Consider the following 15,862-nt stretch of genomic DNA (forward strand, 5'->3'; position numbering starts at 1 on the left):
AATCTTATTAAGGTAAATAAAAATGAAAAAATCACTTTTAGCAGCCGCTTTAATCGCTCCATTTTTAACAGGCTGTGTTATTGCCGTATCAGATGGTGAAGCTGAGACTCATTGGGCTGGTAAGAATTCATCTAGCTGGCAAGCACAACATAAAAATAATCGTGAAGTTATATCAGAGCTAAAAATGGATAGCAGTTACCAATCTGTTTTGACGCAATTAAAAACGCCTAATTTCACAGAGCTATTAAAAAAAGATGACGATGTATACCAAGTACTTTTTTATGTAACTCATAGCAAACATTCAGATTCTAAAACAACGAAAGATGAATGTACGCCACTTGTATTTAAAAATGATAAGTTAGTGGGCATTGGTGAAACCGCTTTAGGTATGATCACGCAGTAACCAATAAAAAATGTTTGATACAAAAACGCCAATATATGAATATTGGCGTTTTTGTATATTAAGTTTTTAGAGTGCAACTATTCTATCTCGCCCTGCATCTTTAGCGGCATATAGGCCTAAATCGGCCTCTTCTAATAACGCTTGCTCAGCATACACTTTACCACTTTGAGTGGTGGCGATACCTATACTAATAGTGATGTGGTCTGCATTTAATGAGCCTTTATGTTCTATATTCAAAGCATTTACAGCATTGCGTAATTTGTTAGCAAACTCCATAGCCTCATGCCTATTCATTCCAGGTAATACAGCTGCAAATTCTTCACCACCATAACGAGCTATAAAGTCACTACCACGTTCACATTGAGCTGCGAGTGCTTGTGCAACATCCTTTAAACATTCATCGCCAGCACGATGTCCGTAGCAATCGTTGTAACGCTTAAAGTGGTCTATATCCATAAGTAACACCGATAGCGGGGTTCCACTGCGTTTACTTCGGCGCCATTCACGAGCTAAGTTTTCGTCTAGGTAGCGTCTATTTGGGATTTCAGTTAAGCCGTCGATTGAGGCTAACATCTCTAGCAGATCATTTTTTTGCTTTATAAGTAATTGGTTACGAACCCTAACACGCACAATAGAAGGGCTAAATGGCTTGGTGATATAATCCATAGCACCGAGCTCTAGGCCCTTAGCTTCGTCGTCATGGCTACGATTAGCTGATATAAATATAACGGGGATCGATTGAGTTATCGGATTTTCTTTAAGTTGCACAAGCACTTCATAGCCGTCAATTCCTGGCATAATCACATCAAGGATAATTAAATCAACTTGCGCAGTTTTTACAAAGGTCAGTGCTTTTTCACCACTTTCAACTAAGAATACGTCGTGTTCTACTTTAAGTGTTTTTTCAAGTACTAATCTGTTGATTGGATCATCATCTACAATAAGTACTTTAGCTCTTTTCGACATCCCTAGCCCCTACCCCTTTTATAAAAACAATTACCTGTTCTAAATGCATAATAAGCTCTTTCAGTGTTATTTCAACAGGCTTGTTAGTTGTTTTAAGTGTTCTTTCACACAATAAAGCGCAGTGAGACAATCGTCTAAAGCCTAAATTACCTGCTACACCTTTTATACTATGCACTAAGCGTACCAAATCATCCTTATTGGTTGTTTCTTCTATTTGCAATAGCTGGGTTTCGCATAAATTAGCAAATTTACCAATCATTGTATTGAGGAGCTTTTCATCCATACTAAACTGCGTTAATGCGAATGATTTTTCAAAAAAGCTTGGTTTAACTAAGTTTAAATCGGCAATTGCATCAATAAGTACCTTAGCAACAACTGGTTTAGTTAAATGCTTATTCATACCGCACTTTAAAGAACGTTCAATATCAGCGGGTTCACAATGAGCCGTTAAAGCAAAAATAGGCAGTTGCTTTGCGTCAAACTGTTGACGAATTAAAGCCGTAGCTTGGCAGCCATCTATTTGCGGCATTTGCACATCCATCAATATTAAGTCAGGCTTTAAAACTTGCAATAATTCCATGCCGATAGATGCGCTTAAAGCAGTAACAACACTTACGTTTGCTTGGCGTAATACACTGCTAATTATTTCTAAATTAAGTTGATTATCATCAATGGCTAATACAAGTAGACCCGATATATCAACTTTAGTTTCAGCAATATTATATATTACGGCATTGGTACTAGCTTCAGGCTGTTGCTGAGAGTTCAAGCTAAATAGCCTTTGTCCCAATGCCGATGCTTTAACGTGATGCGCAGCTAAATGCTCACTTGTTGGTAAATTAAGTGTGTGCTGATGATTAATAATAATTACCGATGTTTCTTTAGCTGATAACGAATCATTAATTGCTTCAACATTTAAAAGTGCAGGTAAATCGGCCGCATCGATTATTATTTGCTGAGTATTGGAGAGCTTAATTGGGTATTTGAGTACTTCATCTAAATTAATATTAGCAAGCTTTGCATAAGCATTTGTTACTTGCTTAAGCTCTTTACTTTGATCCGATAAAATAGCCAATGTATTAGTCGGTAACATCGTATTTTTAGTGGTATCAACCAAAAAGCTAACGCTGAAGTAAAACTCACAGCCATGGCCTTTTTTACTCTTTAAAGCAATCTCCCCTCCCATTAATGACACCGCATGTTTAACAATCGCTAAACCTAACCCAACACCATGATGTATACGTGTTGAAGACTCATCACCTTGCGTAAAGGCGTCAAATAAACGCCTTTGATCGGCTTCATCTATACCCATCCCCGTATCAATTACTTTAAAGCAAATGTGTTGCTGCTCTAGGCTATCGCTTTCAATAAGTTCCATTTTTAAAGTGATAGAACCTGTTTTCGTAAACTTAACAGCATTTGTTAATAAGTTACCTAATATTTGCTGTAAACGTATACTGTCGCATATCAAATCAGTCGCTATTAACGGGTCAATATCAATAACAAATTCAATACCTTTTCCTTCGCACAATGGAGCCGTTAAACTTTCACAAATATCCACCAGCTCAACCATGCTAAAAGATGCTTGTTTTAAATCGGTTTGCGAACTTTCTATGCGTGCAAAATCAAGCATTCTATTGAGCATTAGCAACAAGCTTTGTGCTGCATGCTTAGCTTGATCCGTTTGTTGTAATTGCTTTTGCGTTAATCCTTGCTCAATAAGCATATCAAGCAGCCCTAAAACAGCATTAAGAGGAGTGCGTATTTCATGACTTAAATTGGCTATAAAGCGACTTTTAGCAAGGGTTGCTCGTTCGGCATCTAGTTTCGATTTAGTTAATGCGCTCACATCCTGAATGTGAATAACGTAATAAGCTGGGTCGCGGTTTTCATCCCATACAAGCGATACACTCAGTTGCAACCAACTTGTTAAGCGCCCTTGAGCAAGCGTTAAGTGGTATACGCGTTTTTTGTCATCTAGCAATTGCGCTAAAGTGCTTTTTATTTGCTGCCATTGAGTATCGTCAAACAATGCTTTTAACTGCTCACCAACCAGTACTGGCTGTTCAGAAAACTGCTTTCTTGCCGCTTTATTTACTTGTAATATTGTGTGCTCAAGCGAGAGTAAAACCACACAGTTAGCCGCAAATTCAATCGCACTTCTAAATTTAGATTCTGATGCTTTTAAGGCCAATAATGCTTGTTGCTGTTCGGTAATATCGCGACCAATCCCCATAGTCCCCAACAGATGTTGGTGCTCGTTATAAAAAGGTGCAATAGTAAGTTGATACGTTTTTTTATCGGTTTCTATTCGCTGTTCAACACTGTTTCTATTTTGTAATACTTGTTTTTCAAGCGCATTTATTTGTTGATCGTTATCACCTAAATCATCTACATATTTACCGACTAATGCAGTTTGATCTTTACCGATGTACGCCTCAAATGCTTTATTGCATCCTAAGAATGATCCATCAATATTTTTAAAATAAATAAGATCTGGCACACTGTTTAGCATAGTGTTGAGCAAAGCCAAGTGGCGCTCTTTTGCTTCGTAACTGCGGCTTAGTTTTTCTGATTGCAACTGAACCTGGTCGTCCAGAGCTTTATTTGCACTTTGTAATGAATCAACTAACTGTTTGTTTTTAGTAAATACACGCTTCACTTTAGAAAACCAAGGCTGCCAGCTCAGCGGTACTTTATAATCGAGCTGCACTTCTTGCTGTGTACCGTTACTCTCTAGGTACGACATTAAGTGAGTCATTGGCTTAATAAAAATGCGCTGACTTAACCAAAAAAACACACCAAACATAATACTTAAAAATAGCGTTAAAAATGCAAACTCTAATAGTATTTCATACTTAATTGGGCTTATTAATTGAGGTTTATGCTCGTAAAATGCTGCGTGAATAGGTAACTCATTCATAGGCTGCATAAAGTAATTACTATCACTAGTTAATACTGTTTTTTTACTATGGTGCTGGGCCAAATCAGGCCAATAATTTTTTAATGCTGTTGCTTGCTCTATTAACTGTTTAGAGCTGGCGATAACTTGATGTGATTGGTTCATAAAAACATATTCACCACTGTTCGGTGAAACCTTTTTTAACCACCCAGAAATTGCCTGAACATCATAAATCAAAATAATGTAATCGGCTGAGCCAGTGCTTCGTTGTCGGCCAATAGCAAAATACGATTTATCATTCACTTTAACAATGGGACTTGAAGTAAGTTTGTTTGGTGAAAATTTTGGCTTGAATTTTCCATTTAGAATTTCAGTAAGCATTAAACTTTGGCTTTTGTTGCGCCTGCTTACATAAGCAAAGCCATTATTATCAACATATGCTACAGCAGACAACGACTGCATTAATGCAAGCGTTGTATTAAACGAAGGCCCTAATGTAATAGCCTGCTGCCACTGCATTAATGCCTTAGCAGATAACGCAAACTCCCCCTTACCTACAATTTCAGTGCCTTGCTCACTAAAGTGACGGTAATAGTAACCATCATATTGATTTATGCCCTCGAGTAAGCTTTGGTTTATTTTTGGATAGGTCGTTTGTTCGTATAAGCTAAACATGGTGGTGAGTAGATTACTCACCGACTCCATCCCGTGAGTAACCTGTGCTGAAACATTCGTAAAATCGGCTTCGCGTTTTTCAACCGTCCGCTCAAGCTTTATATTATATAAGTGCAAGCACAGTAAAAAAGCGACAATCAATGGCACTAAAAGCGCAATAAATAATGAACGATAATAATGCTTCAGAGGTAAAAAATTCAATGTACTGCCTGCCATTTGGCTCGAAAATCAATCGATAGACTATCGAGCCAATTTGTTAAGCGCAAGTTATAAATTTTCTTCTGCAAATGACGCTAAGCGACTACGTACAACACCGTTGAGGTTTATAGTTGCGCTGCCTTCAAAGTTTTTAAAGCGCTCTACTATGTACGTTAAGCCCGATGTTACTGGCGTTAAATAGTTACTATCAATTTGCGCCAAGTTACCCGTACAAATTAATTTAGTACCTTCGCCGCAGCGGGTAATAATCGTTTTAAGTTGAGATGCCGTTAAATTTTGGCTCTCATCTAAAATTACCACCGCATTTTGAATGCTACGCCCACGCATAAAGTTAACCGATTTAAACTGAACATTAGCCTTCTCCATAATGTAGTTTCGGCTTGATATCGGATTTTCGTCGCCTTTGTGCAATACCTCCAGCGTATCGGTAATGGCTGCGAGCCATGGCGCCATTTTTTCCTCTTCGGTGCCTGGTAAAAAGCCAATGGACTCTGCTATTTCTGGCGTATTACGGGTAACTATTACTTTATCGTAAATACCTTTTTCGATGACCATTTCAAGGGCGCTGGCAAGCGCTAACAAGGTTTTACCACACCCCGCAGGGCCGGTTAAAATAACAAGTTCAATACTTGTATCCAGCAGCGCATCAAGCGCCATTCCCTGATAAATATTTTTGGGCTTAACGCCCCATGCTTGTTGATGCATTAAACGCTCAACACCAATATCTTTTAGCGTTATGTGCTCGTCATCGTACGATTTAACACGCGCCGCAAACTGATCCCCTCCATCAAGTAAATATTCATTACAAAATACATCAGGTATTAAGTTTTTAGGCACATGATGAAGCGTATCTCGTCCGTGTTGCTGCGTATTACATTCCCCTACATGGTCCCAAAAATCACCTTCAATTTTTTTATAACCACTAGTGAGTAAGCTGATATCGTCAATAAGTTGATCGGTACGGTAATCCTCAACATATTTAAGCCCTGCGCCTTTGGCCTTTAAACGCATGTTTATGTCTTTTGTTACTAATATAACTTTTGAATCACTGTGCTGCTTTTGTAAATACACGGCGCAATTAATAATACGATGGTCGTTTTCGTTACCCGGCAAACCAGAAATCGAGTCGGCAAATAAATGGTCGTTTACAATAATGAGGGTACCTGCAGAGCTCGCTTTTGCCTTTTTGTTACTCGGCAGCGCCACGCCTTGTAGCATTTGTTCAGGCGTTGCATTTTTAAGTACTTCATCCAATCCACGAATAGCGACGCGCGCATCACGGCTTACGTCGTGTTTTCTGTCTTTTATGTGGTCGAGCTCTTCAAGCACCGTCATCGGAATTACAACGTCATGTTCTTGAAAAGACAAATAAGCGAGGGGTTCGTGAAGTAGTACGTTGGTATCTAGCACATACATTTTACTTTCAAGGTTCGAAGCTTTTTCCATAGCACTTTCCTTACGTTTTATGATTTTTATGCTATACCAAAATAACTAAGTAAAACGGGCAAAACTTAAACCTGCAATACTTAATTGCCAAGGCATAATGTAAGTTTAGTCTATTTGTCATAAAAGTCCGTTTTATTACAAACTGTAATTAGTTTTGATTTACCTAAAAAAGAGTCATAAACAAGTTGTTTTAATAGTAATAATTAACACTTACAAAATTAATTAAAAGTGAGCCAAATAGCGCCTTGCAGTGGTGTTAGCTTACAGGTAACATAGCCGCCTTTTTCATCATAGACGAGACATACATGAATTTTTCCTTAGGTCAGCGTTGGATCAGTGATACAGAGTCAGATTTAGGATTAGGCACAGTTGTTGCCATTGAAGGCCGTCAGGTCAGCATATTATTTCCTGCCAGTGGTGAGAGCCGTGTTTATTCTTCGGCAGAAGCACCTGTTACCCGTGTGGCATTTAATCCTGGCGATGTGATCAAAAGCGTTGAAGAATGGGAATTAGAAGTAGAGTCTATTGAAGTACAAGGCGAGTTACTGTGTTATCACGGCACCCGTGTTGATAACGGCGAAACTGCCAAGCTTAAAGAAACCTTTTTAGATCATTTTATTAAGTTTAATAAACCACAAGATCGTTTATTTGCGGGCCAAGTCGATCGTTTTGATCGCTATACACTTCGCTACCAAACGTGGTTACATAAATTTGAACGTGAACAATCGCCTATTAAAGGCTTAATTGGTCAACGTGCTAATCTTATTCCTCACCAGCTTTACATTGCCCAAGAAGTGGGCAAACGTTTTGCACCACGCGTACTTTTATCAGATGAAGTAGGCCTTGGTAAAACAATTGAAGCGGGCATGATACTACATCAACAAATTATTAGTGGTCGTGCGAGCCGCGTACTTATTGTTGTACCAGAAAATCTACAGCACCAATGGTTAGTAGAAATGCTACGCCGCTTTAACTTACATTTTTCTATTTTTGATGAAGAACGCTGCGACGAAGCGTTTGCAGATTCTCCAAACGTGTTTGATACAGAGCAATTGGTACTTACCAGTCTTGAGTTTTTAACCAAGAAAAAACGCTGGTTTGAACAAGCAACGCTTGCTGATTGGGATTTACTAGTTATAGATGAAGCCCATCACCTAAGTATAAATAACGGCAAGCCAAGCTCAGAATACCAACGTATGGCAGAGCTTAGCCAAGATATTCCTGGCCTTATCTTACTTACAGCAACGCCTGATCAACTTGGTCACAGCAGCCACTTTGCACGTTTACAGTTACTCGATCCTGACCGTTTTTACGACTACGACGTGTTTAAAGAAGAAGAAGCAAATTATAAAGACGTTGCTGAAGCTGCAAATCAATTACTGCAAGAGCAAGGGCTAGACGACACAGCCAAAGCCACGCTAATTGAGCTATTAAAAGAAACCGATATTACTGATATTCTTGAAAAAGCACAGCAAGGTGATTTACCCGCACGTAAAGAAATACTTAACATGCTGCTCGATCGCCACGGCACAGGTCGTATATTATTCAGAAATAGCCGCAGCGGCATTGATGGCTACCCAAGTCGTAAATTACACGCCTACCCAATGGCATTGCCAAAGCAGTATAAAACGGCTATGTCGGTTCTTGGTAACATGGGCGGCATTCAAAACCCTGAACTAAGTGCACACCGTGCTCTTTTTCCTGAAAAAATATTTCAAGAGTTTGAAGGCGAAAGCGCAAGCTGGGGTCTATTCGATCCACGTGTAGATTGGTTAATCGACACTCTTAAAACGCTTAAGCGCGAAAAAGTACTGCTTATATGTGCTAAAGCTGAAACAGCTATCAGCCTTGAGCAAATACTGCGTGAGCGCGAAGCAATTAAAGCATCGGTATTTCACGAAGGTATGTCTATTATTGAGCGTGACCGCGCTGCTGCATTTTTTGCAGACGAGTACGATAATGCACAAATATTATTGTGTTCAGAAATTGGCTCAGAAGGTCGTAACTTCCAGTTCTCGCATCACTTAGTGTTGTTTGATTTACCATTGAACCCAGATTTACTAGAGCAGCGTATTGGTCGATTAGACCGTATAGGTCAAACACAAGATGTGAACATTCATGTTCCATATTTTGAAAACACCGCTCAAGAAGTATTGCTACGTTGGTACAACGAAGGTCTAGACGCATTCGAATCTACCTCGTCAACAGGCCAAATGCTTTATAAAGAGTTCCGTGATGATCTACTTGAATATATTTCTGCGCATAACTGCGATGAAGACGAACTCGATCCATTACTTGAGCAAGTAGCACAGCAAAATGCAGTACTGCGTAAAAAAATGGAAAGCGGACGAGATCGTTTACTAGAGCTACATTCATCGGGTCAAGGTGCTGCAGATTCACTTGTAGCTGAAATCGAAAAACTCGACAATCAGTTTGAATTACCAAGCTACATGATCAACGTGTTCGACACATTTGGCGTAAGCCAAGAAGATAAAGGCGAAAATACCATTATCTTAAAGCCGACTGAACATATGTTAAACCCATCATTCCCATCGCTTAAAGAAGACGGTATGACCGTTACCTTTGATCGCGACACGGCGCTTTCACAAGAAGACGTGCACTTTGTTAGTTGGGATCACCCAATGGTGCAAGGCACCATGGATATGATTTGTGACGACGACTTTGGTAGCGCATCGGTTGCATTGCTTAAAAACAAAAAGTTACCGCCTGGTACCTTTTTTGTTGAGCTTATTTTTGTTGCAGAAGCAATGGCACCAAAAGTATTACAAGTTGGTCGCTTTTTACCGCCTACACCAATTCGTATATTGCTAGATAAAGCAGGTAATAATTTAGGTGAGAATGTGGCATTTGAAGGCTTTAATCAGCAGTTATCAGCCGTTGGCCGCCAAACAGCAAGTAAACTTGCAGGTGCATTGCAAAGTGCTGTTCACCCTATGATTACTACCGCTAAAGATATGGCACAAGAAAAACTTGAAGTTATTCGTGCAGCGTCGCTTGTTAAAATGCAAACGTCACTCAGTGAAGAGCAAGAACGACTTGTTGCCCTTAAGCAAATTAACCCGAATATTCGCCAAGAAGAAATTACCTTCTACGATAAGCAACGCAACGACCTAACTACGTATATTGAAAAAACGCAGTTACAACTTGATGCAATTCGATTAATAGTAGTTTCACACTAGAGATTTTGGCTTTTAACCGCTAGCCTTTTAAGCTGACTCCAAAGTAAATTTGGAGTCAGCTATTAAAAGCTTAATTAACTAAATAGCTGTATCTATTTAAACTTCATTTTTAAAACCACGTGTTCTTATTTAGATGTGAGCTAACACTACCTATTTAGCTTTATACTAAGTCCTTTGTTGTACTGTTGATTTTACTCAACATAGCCGTATCTAAAAAATCAAGCTGCGCTCTATACAGCTATTGTGTGAGATAGTTGATAGGTTTATTTTCCCTTGCATAAAGTTGTTTTTTTGTTAACCTACTCGCCTTCCATTTTAGTCTTTTTGAGGTGTTTATGGCGTTTCTATCTCGTTCGATATTGGCGTTGTCCATAGCGCTCTCAAGCAGCAGTGTCTTTGCTCAAGCCCAATGCGATGTTGAATTACGTCATGGTTTAATTATTACTGACGATGCGATTCGCATATTAGATAAAGGCCAGACTCGTGTACAAATTAATAACAATAACCAACTATTTATTCGCGGTTATTGGGTTGATTTAAGCGATGACGAAAGCAAAGTACTCGAACAGTTTAGTAATGGTATTCGCCACACAGTCCCCGAATTAGTAAACCTGGCTACCGATGGTGTTAACTTAGGTTTAAGCGCTATTGAACACGTAGTTGAAGGTATGTCAGATAAAGAGCCTGAAGTACTAAAAACACAACTAAAGTATGTAGAGCGCGCGCTAATGGATAAGTTTAAGCGCGGCGATGACTTCTTTTTTATAGCCCCTCAATCACTTTCGCAAATAGATGATTTTTTTACTAAAGAGATCAGCCAGCAAATTCACTCTGCAGTGCATGGATCGTTAGGTGCTATTTTGGTATCACTCGGGGATGCGTTTAAATCGCGCGAAGGTAATATAGAAGATCGTATTAACGACATGGGGCAACGCATGGATATTATCTCAAGAGAAATTGATAAGTCGCTACAAAAAAAGGCGCATCAATTAGAGCTTAAAGCTTCTGAGTATTGCGAATGTTTAAATGCACTCGATGTAACCGAATCTCGCTTACAAGCAATAGTACCTGGTATGGCCGATTACGATTTAGTGCAAATAAAGTCTTAGAGTACGTATTCGTTTTTAGAATAAAATAACACCGAGTATGAACATACTCGGTGTTTTGCTTTATGATTGATTAAATGATTGATTAAAAATAAGCGCTTCTACTTTTTATTCTAAATTGGTGAGCCCGGTGGGATTGGCAGCACTTTAAAGTTGTTTGGCCATTGCCCTTTAATTAAAAACTGATTTATTTGCTCAGCTAAATATTGCTTAAACGCACTCTCGCCAGTACTTGTATGGCTCAGCATTGAGTTTTGGTTAAAGTCTTCACTCAACTTAACTAAGTAGTAACGTAACTGCGCTTGCACTTCAGGGCTTGCACTATCGCTTGCTACTAAATCAGCCATGGTTTTTGCAGTTAAAAATTGCACGCGCTGAGTGATTTTACCTGTCATTGTATTAGGTGATGACACGTTAAACACTTGGCTATATAGCTCCTCAAGTAACTCATCTAAACTATAAGAGTCATTACTACGCGCTTGTTGCTGCGCTAAGCGATTTAAACGCTGTGCATTTAATAAAAGCGACAAGCTGTGCTGCACTGCAACCTCGGGTAATGCCATTGCATCGAGCGTTAACCCTGTGCGTCCAACTATGCTCTCGCGCGATTTAGACTCGCCATATGCTTTTGGCGGAATTAGCGATAACACAGATTCAGGAAGTAATAAGTTACTTGGCTTAAGCGTTGCAAAAATAGCGTTTACTGCTTCTTGCTGTGTTTTTTTATTAACGACTTGTGCGCCTTTTACGGGTGAGTCACCGCGTGTTTCGTATTCGTAATCAACACCGGCTATAAGTTTCACTGCAGCCTCAACCTGAAAGCGGTGAAACAGATAAAGCGGAACTAGTTTTTCCTCTAATTGCGATAATGAGTCGCCCGTTTTAATATTATTAATACCAAACTGCGAAAGTGCTTTTTTACGTACGTCGAGTACTCTTAAAAGTTCCTGCGAAGGATTAGTGCCGTTATCCCATAAATGAGCTGTTGGATGCGCGCCACCTTTAGCACGAGCATCACTATCTGATATAAACTCAAGGCCTTTGGCTTTGTTCTCTTTTAAAATAGCAGCAAGTTCTGCGCTTTCATCTTGGTTAGTAAAATCGCTATAGCCATATTTAATTACCTGGGTATCCCACACGCCCATGCCTGTTGCATAGCCGCGCGTTACATCAAGCTTACCTTGTTCATTAAAACTAAGTAGCGGATGTGGGTAATCCATTACTGAGGCTCTATCCCCTACCGATGCTGCAAAGTTATGAGAAATACCTAACGTGTGGCCAATTTCATGTGCGCTTAATTGGCGAATACGATCAAGCGCCATTGCTTGCAAGTTTTTAGCAACTTCATTGCCTTTTAAATAAGGAGCAGCGAGTGCTTCGGCTATTAAAATATCTTGGCGAACACGCAATGAGCCGAGTGTTACATGCCCTTTAAGTATTTCACCTGTACGTGGGTCGATCACCGAACTACCGTATGACCAACCACGCGTTGCACGGTGTACCCATTGAATTACGTTGTACCGAATATCCATAGGGTCGGCACTACTTGGCAGCACTTTTACTATAAATGCATTTTTATATCCTGCAGCCGTAAATGCGTCGTTCCACCACTTTCCACCTTCAAGCAAAGCGCTTTTAACGGGCTCTGGAACGCCAGGATCTAAATAATAAACAATAGGTTCTACAGGCTCGCTAATAGGTAAACTTGAGTCCTTTTTAGTTAAACGATGGCGTGGTATATAACGCACGTACATAGACTCACCAAGCGGCGCTGCGTAATCTTTATGTTCTATACTCCAAAAACCTGATTGCGGATTAAACTTACGGGGCGTGTAGTTATCATCTGGTAATTGAATAAGTGAATGATGCATATGAACAGTAAGCGCATAAGGGTCGGCACTTACTTGGCGAACAAATTCACCTGGTTTTGTGCCTTTAAATGTAAGTACAGCTTCAAGCTCGGTGTTTTTTACAAATGCTTTTGAGCGATTCATATAAACGGCGCTACGTGACTCATCAAGGCTAAAGTTACCTTGCTTACGCGCCGCAAGCGTTCGGCTTACGCCGTGTACATCACTTAATAAATAAGGTGTGTAATCAATAAGTGCTGTGGCTTTATCTTCTGCGACCACTTTAAAACCAGCAAGTATACTTGATGCAAACGCCTCTTTAATACTTTGCTGTTCGGCCTTGTTACTTGTGTTGGCACGATAGTAAGTATTTACAGCCCGCAGCATTACTTTGTCGCCAAAACGCTCAAACTGCACAAGGTGAGTATTACCAAGCTGACCTCTATCAAGGCCTATGTCGTTAGAGCCAATACCGTAAGGCAAGCTTTGCTGCAGTAAAAATTGTTGTTCAAACTTATCAACTTTTAAATATACTTTTCCGTTTTGGGTATCGTAAAAAAACGAATAATAGCCCGGAAAATGATTCATTTGCGTAGTAAATTCATCAATTGACTTAATTGCTGCGTGCGCTTGAGTTATGATAGAGCACAGCACAGTAAAGAATATGTAACTTAGTAGTGGTATTTTTTTCATAATCTTATCTTTGTTATTTGTGTTTTAAGTACGATTAGGTGGTCCCATTATAGGGTGCTATTTAAACAATACAGTTATTTAAGACGAATTTCAGCGCTCTAAGCTAATCTCTCTCACATTATGATTGGTTTTAACACGTTATCAGGAAAATAGAATGCGTAGACTCCCTCCAGTATTACTTGAAGATGGTTGTTCAAGAGAACTTTTATCATTAATTCGAACAATTTTAGCGGCATGTAAAGAAATTTCGTTTCGCGTTGGTCAAGGCGCGCTTTCTGGCGTATTGGGCTCAACCCTTGATGAAAACATTCAAGGTGAAACTCAAAAAAAGCTCGATGTATTATCTAATCAGCTGTTAAAAGATATTTTACTGGAATCAGGTACGGTTAAAGCAATCGCTTCTGAAGAAGAAGACTACACAGTAGCAGGTAACCCAGACGCTAAATTCATAGTGGCATTTGATCCACTCGATGGCTCGTCAAATACCGATATTAACTCGCTTGTCGGTACTATATTTTCCATTATGGAAGCGCCTGAAGGTTCTGACGCTGCTGATCAAAGCATTTTTATGCAGCCAGGTCATAAGCAAGTTGCAGCAGGTTACGTACTTTACGGCCCGTCAACAATGCTTGCGCTGACTACAGGTAAAGGCACGCGTATGTTTACCCTTGATAAAACACAAGGCAGCTTTTTACTTACACAAGATTTTGCTGATATTCCTGCTGATACAAACGAATTTGCCATTAATACGTCTAACCAACGCCATTGGCAACCAGCTATGCAAAACTACATCGATGATTTGCTAGCAGGTGATACAGGCCCGCGCGCTAAAAACTTTAATATGCGCTGGATTGCAGCAATGGTGGGCGATGTGCATCGCGTACTTAGCCGTGGTGGTCTATTTACTTACCCTACCGACACTAAAGATCCTAAAAAGCCAAATAAATTACGCCTACTTTACGAAGCAAATCCAATGGCTATGTTAGTAGAGCAAGCTGGCGGTATCGCATCAACCGGTACCGAGCGTATTATGGATATTCAGCCTGATGCAATCCACCAGCGAGTAGCCGTTATTTTAGGTTCTAAAAACGAAGTAGAGACGTGCTTGGGATATCATAAATAATCGCTTAAAACGATTGTTTTCAATTTAAAAAACCGCATTCAATTGAAGTGCGGTTTTTTTGTAGGTGAGGTATTACACCTAGCTTTTTAAACACCAAAGCCACGTTACATGAGCGCGAAGTAAATTTGCACCTACAAGTTTATATTTCATATTGTAGGTGAGGTTTTACACCTCGCTTTTTAAACAAATCAAATTTTTACTAACGCAACTATTTGAGCAAGCTTTTGATGATTAAGCTCTCCCATTTGCTCGCTATTACTGAGCGCATAAATAAAACCTTCATGCTCAGCACAATCAATGTCATCTCGCGATTCAATTACGTTTGCCCAAAGCTCTAAATCATCTAAGTCTATTTCGTTACTTAAACAGCGCTTAAGAACATCAATTAAAACCTCGGTTGAGAGAGTATAATGAGTTTTATTGCTATCAGCAGGGCTTGAAACGATAACCGATATAGCTTCGTCCCTTTGCTCACCAAATGTAATAAATTCAGCTAATGCTTTTTGTGTATTCATAATATTTGTTATTCTTGGCTCACTGTTACTAAAAAGAATTATAATGACTCAACTTAACTGCGCTCAATGCCACAGTACTCTAACGTGTAATGTAGACGATATATCAGCGTGTTGGTGCAATGAGCTGCCGGCTATTTTACCGCTTGATATCACAGCAACAAGTTGTTTATGCCGCAAGTGCACGCTCAATAAAATAAATACTTTTTTAAAGGGTGTTTATACACAACCTATTAAAACTCAAATAGACTTTGCAAAACAATTTAGAGGTAACGACAATTTAATTGAAGGGCTCGACTACACCATGCAAAGTGGTTACATGATATTTAGTAAGTGGTTTTTTTTAAAGCGTGGTTCGTGCTGCAAAAATGGTTGCAAAAATTGCCCTTATGGTTTTAGAAAATAAAAACCATTTAATACAAATACGAGCAAACATTGGTTTTTACCTTCTTATTTTCTTCTCTTTCACTTCTCCTTGTGAATAATATTTTTAAGTGCAATTATTCACAAAGAGGTTTAGAGGCACTGCGCTTTTAGAGTAAGCGATTGTATAAAAATAGTATTCAAATACGAGTAAGCACTGGTTTTTATCTTCTCATTTTCATCTCTTTCACTTCTCCTTGTGAGTAATATTTTAAATGCTGTTACCCCCTGTGTCAGGATAGTTGTCGCCTCTAACTTTTAATAGAGGCAGATAAAATGAGACGTCGATTTACACAAGAATTTAAAGTTCAAGCTGTTGAAAAAGCATTATCTCAATGTGATGA

The 15,862-nt window shown here is 39.3% G+C and carries 10 protein-coding genes; 5 read left to right on the plus strand and 5 right to left on the minus strand.

The genetic code is table 11. The annotated features are described in order from the left end of the window. Positions 1 to 22 precede the first annotated feature (22 nt). Entirely contained in the window at positions 23 to 403 is a 381-nt protein-coding gene (locus I6F48_RS15775) for a DUF3192 domain-containing protein (protein WP_007586943.1), read from the plus strand. Between the two features lie 66 nt (positions 404 to 469). Here the strand turns inward: I6F48_RS15775 and I6F48_RS15780 are convergent, their stop codons facing one another. From I6F48_RS15780 to I6F48_RS15790, 3 genes are read right to left on the minus strand one after another with little or no spacing between them, the layout of a single operon-like run. Next, a complete protein-coding gene (locus I6F48_RS15780; RefSeq protein WP_007581985.1) occupies positions 470 to 1,369 on the minus strand; it encodes a diguanylate cyclase in 900 nt (299 codons plus the stop codon). Beyond that, positions 1,353 to 5,162 carry a PAS domain-containing hybrid sensor histidine kinase/response regulator gene (locus I6F48_RS15785; RefSeq protein WP_197119799.1) on the minus strand — a complete coding sequence of 1,270 codons (3,810 nt, stop codon included), beginning with the start codon at positions 5,160 to 5,162 and terminating at the stop codon, positions 1,353 to 1,355. The genes I6F48_RS15780 and I6F48_RS15785 overlap by 17 nt, the downstream gene beginning before the upstream one ends. Before the next feature lie 51 nt (positions 5,163 to 5,213). After that, the gene (locus I6F48_RS15790) at positions 5,214 to 6,611 is read right to left on the minus strand and encodes a PhoH family protein (RefSeq protein ID WP_010553307.1); all 1,398 of its coding nucleotides are present in this window, start codon (positions 6,609 to 6,611) and stop codon (positions 5,214 to 5,216) included. Between the two features lie 305 nt (positions 6,612 to 6,916). On the opposite strand from I6F48_RS15790, the gene rapA reads away from it, so the two are divergent. Continuing rightward, on the plus strand, positions 6,917 to 9,811 hold the full coding sequence (gene rapA, locus I6F48_RS15795; protein WP_024609042.1) for an RNA polymerase-associated protein RapA: 2,895 nt from the start codon (positions 6,917 to 6,919) through the stop codon (positions 9,809 to 9,811). Positions 9,812 to 10,146: 335 nt separating this feature from the next. Beyond that, entirely contained in the window at positions 10,147 to 10,920 is a 774-nt protein-coding gene (locus I6F48_RS15800) for a YggN family protein (RefSeq protein WP_007581974.1), read from the plus strand. A gap of 110 nt (positions 10,921 to 11,030) precedes the next feature. On the opposite strand, the gene I6F48_RS15805 is transcribed toward I6F48_RS15800, so the two are convergent. Continuing rightward, positions 11,031 to 13,460 carry a zinc-dependent metalloprotease gene (locus I6F48_RS15805; protein WP_197119800.1) on the minus strand — a complete coding sequence of 810 codons (2,430 nt, stop codon included), beginning with the start codon at positions 13,458 to 13,460 and terminating at the stop codon, positions 11,031 to 11,033. A 154-nt stretch (positions 13,461 to 13,614) separates the two neighbouring features. Here I6F48_RS15805 and I6F48_RS15810 point away from each other — a divergent pair, with 154 nt between their 5' ends. After that, the gene (locus tag I6F48_RS15810) at positions 13,615 to 14,583 is read left to right on the plus strand and encodes a class 1 fructose-bisphosphatase (protein WP_033032267.1); all 969 of its coding nucleotides are present in this window, start codon (positions 13,615 to 13,617) and stop codon (positions 14,581 to 14,583) included. Positions 14,584 to 14,771: 188 nt separating this feature from the next. Here I6F48_RS15810 and I6F48_RS15815 read toward each other — a convergent pair whose 3' ends face one another. Beyond that, a complete protein-coding gene (locus I6F48_RS15815; protein ID WP_007581969.1) occupies positions 14,772 to 15,098 on the minus strand; it encodes a hypothetical protein in 327 nt (108 codons plus the stop codon). 43 nt (positions 15,099 to 15,141) lie between these two features. On the opposite strand from I6F48_RS15815, the gene I6F48_RS15820 reads away from it, so the two are divergent. Beyond that, positions 15,142 to 15,501 carry a DUF5522 domain-containing protein gene (locus I6F48_RS15820; protein WP_197119801.1) on the plus strand — a complete coding sequence of 120 codons (360 nt, stop codon included), beginning with the start codon at positions 15,142 to 15,144 and terminating at the stop codon, positions 15,499 to 15,501. Positions 15,502 to 15,862: the final 361 nt, after the last annotated feature.

The organism is Pseudoalteromonas sp. SWYJ118 (genome assembly GCF_015864505.1).
GTDB classification, from domain to species: Bacteria; Pseudomonadota; Gammaproteobacteria; order Enterobacterales; family Alteromonadaceae; genus Pseudoalteromonas; species Pseudoalteromonas arctica.

Excerpts from the sequence above, each read along its gene's own strand:
- I6F48_RS15775 (WP_007586943.1), top strand. The coding sequence starts at position 23 with ATGAAAAAATCACTTTTAGCAGCCGCTTTAATCGCTCCATTTTTAACA.
- I6F48_RS15780 (WP_007581985.1), bottom strand. The coding sequence starts at position 1,369 with ATGTCGAAAAGAGCTAAAGTACTTATTGTAGATGATGATCCAATCAAC.
- I6F48_RS15785 (WP_197119799.1), bottom strand. The coding sequence starts at position 5,162 with ATGGCAGGCAGTACATTGAATTTTTTACCTCTGAAGCATTATTATCGT.
- I6F48_RS15790 (WP_010553307.1), bottom strand. The coding sequence starts at position 6,611 with ATGGAAAAAGCTTCGAACCTTGAAAGTAAAATGTATGTGCTAGATACC.
- rapA (WP_024609042.1), top strand. The coding sequence starts at position 6,917 with ATGAATTTTTCCTTAGGTCAGCGTTGGATCAGTGATACAGAGTCAGAT.
- I6F48_RS15800 (WP_007581974.1), top strand. The coding sequence starts at position 10,147 with ATGGCGTTTCTATCTCGTTCGATATTGGCGTTGTCCATAGCGCTCTCA.
- I6F48_RS15805 (WP_197119800.1), bottom strand. The coding sequence starts at position 13,460 with ATGAAAAAAATACCACTACTAAGTTACATATTCTTTACTGTGCTGTGC.
- I6F48_RS15810 (WP_033032267.1), top strand. The coding sequence starts at position 13,615 with ATGCGTAGACTCCCTCCAGTATTACTTGAAGATGGTTGTTCAAGAGAA.
- I6F48_RS15815 (WP_007581969.1), bottom strand. The coding sequence starts at position 15,098 with ATGAATACACAAAAAGCATTAGCTGAATTTATTACATTTGGTGAGCAA.
- I6F48_RS15820 (WP_197119801.1), top strand. The coding sequence starts at position 15,142 with ATGACTCAACTTAACTGCGCTCAATGCCACAGTACTCTAACGTGTAAT.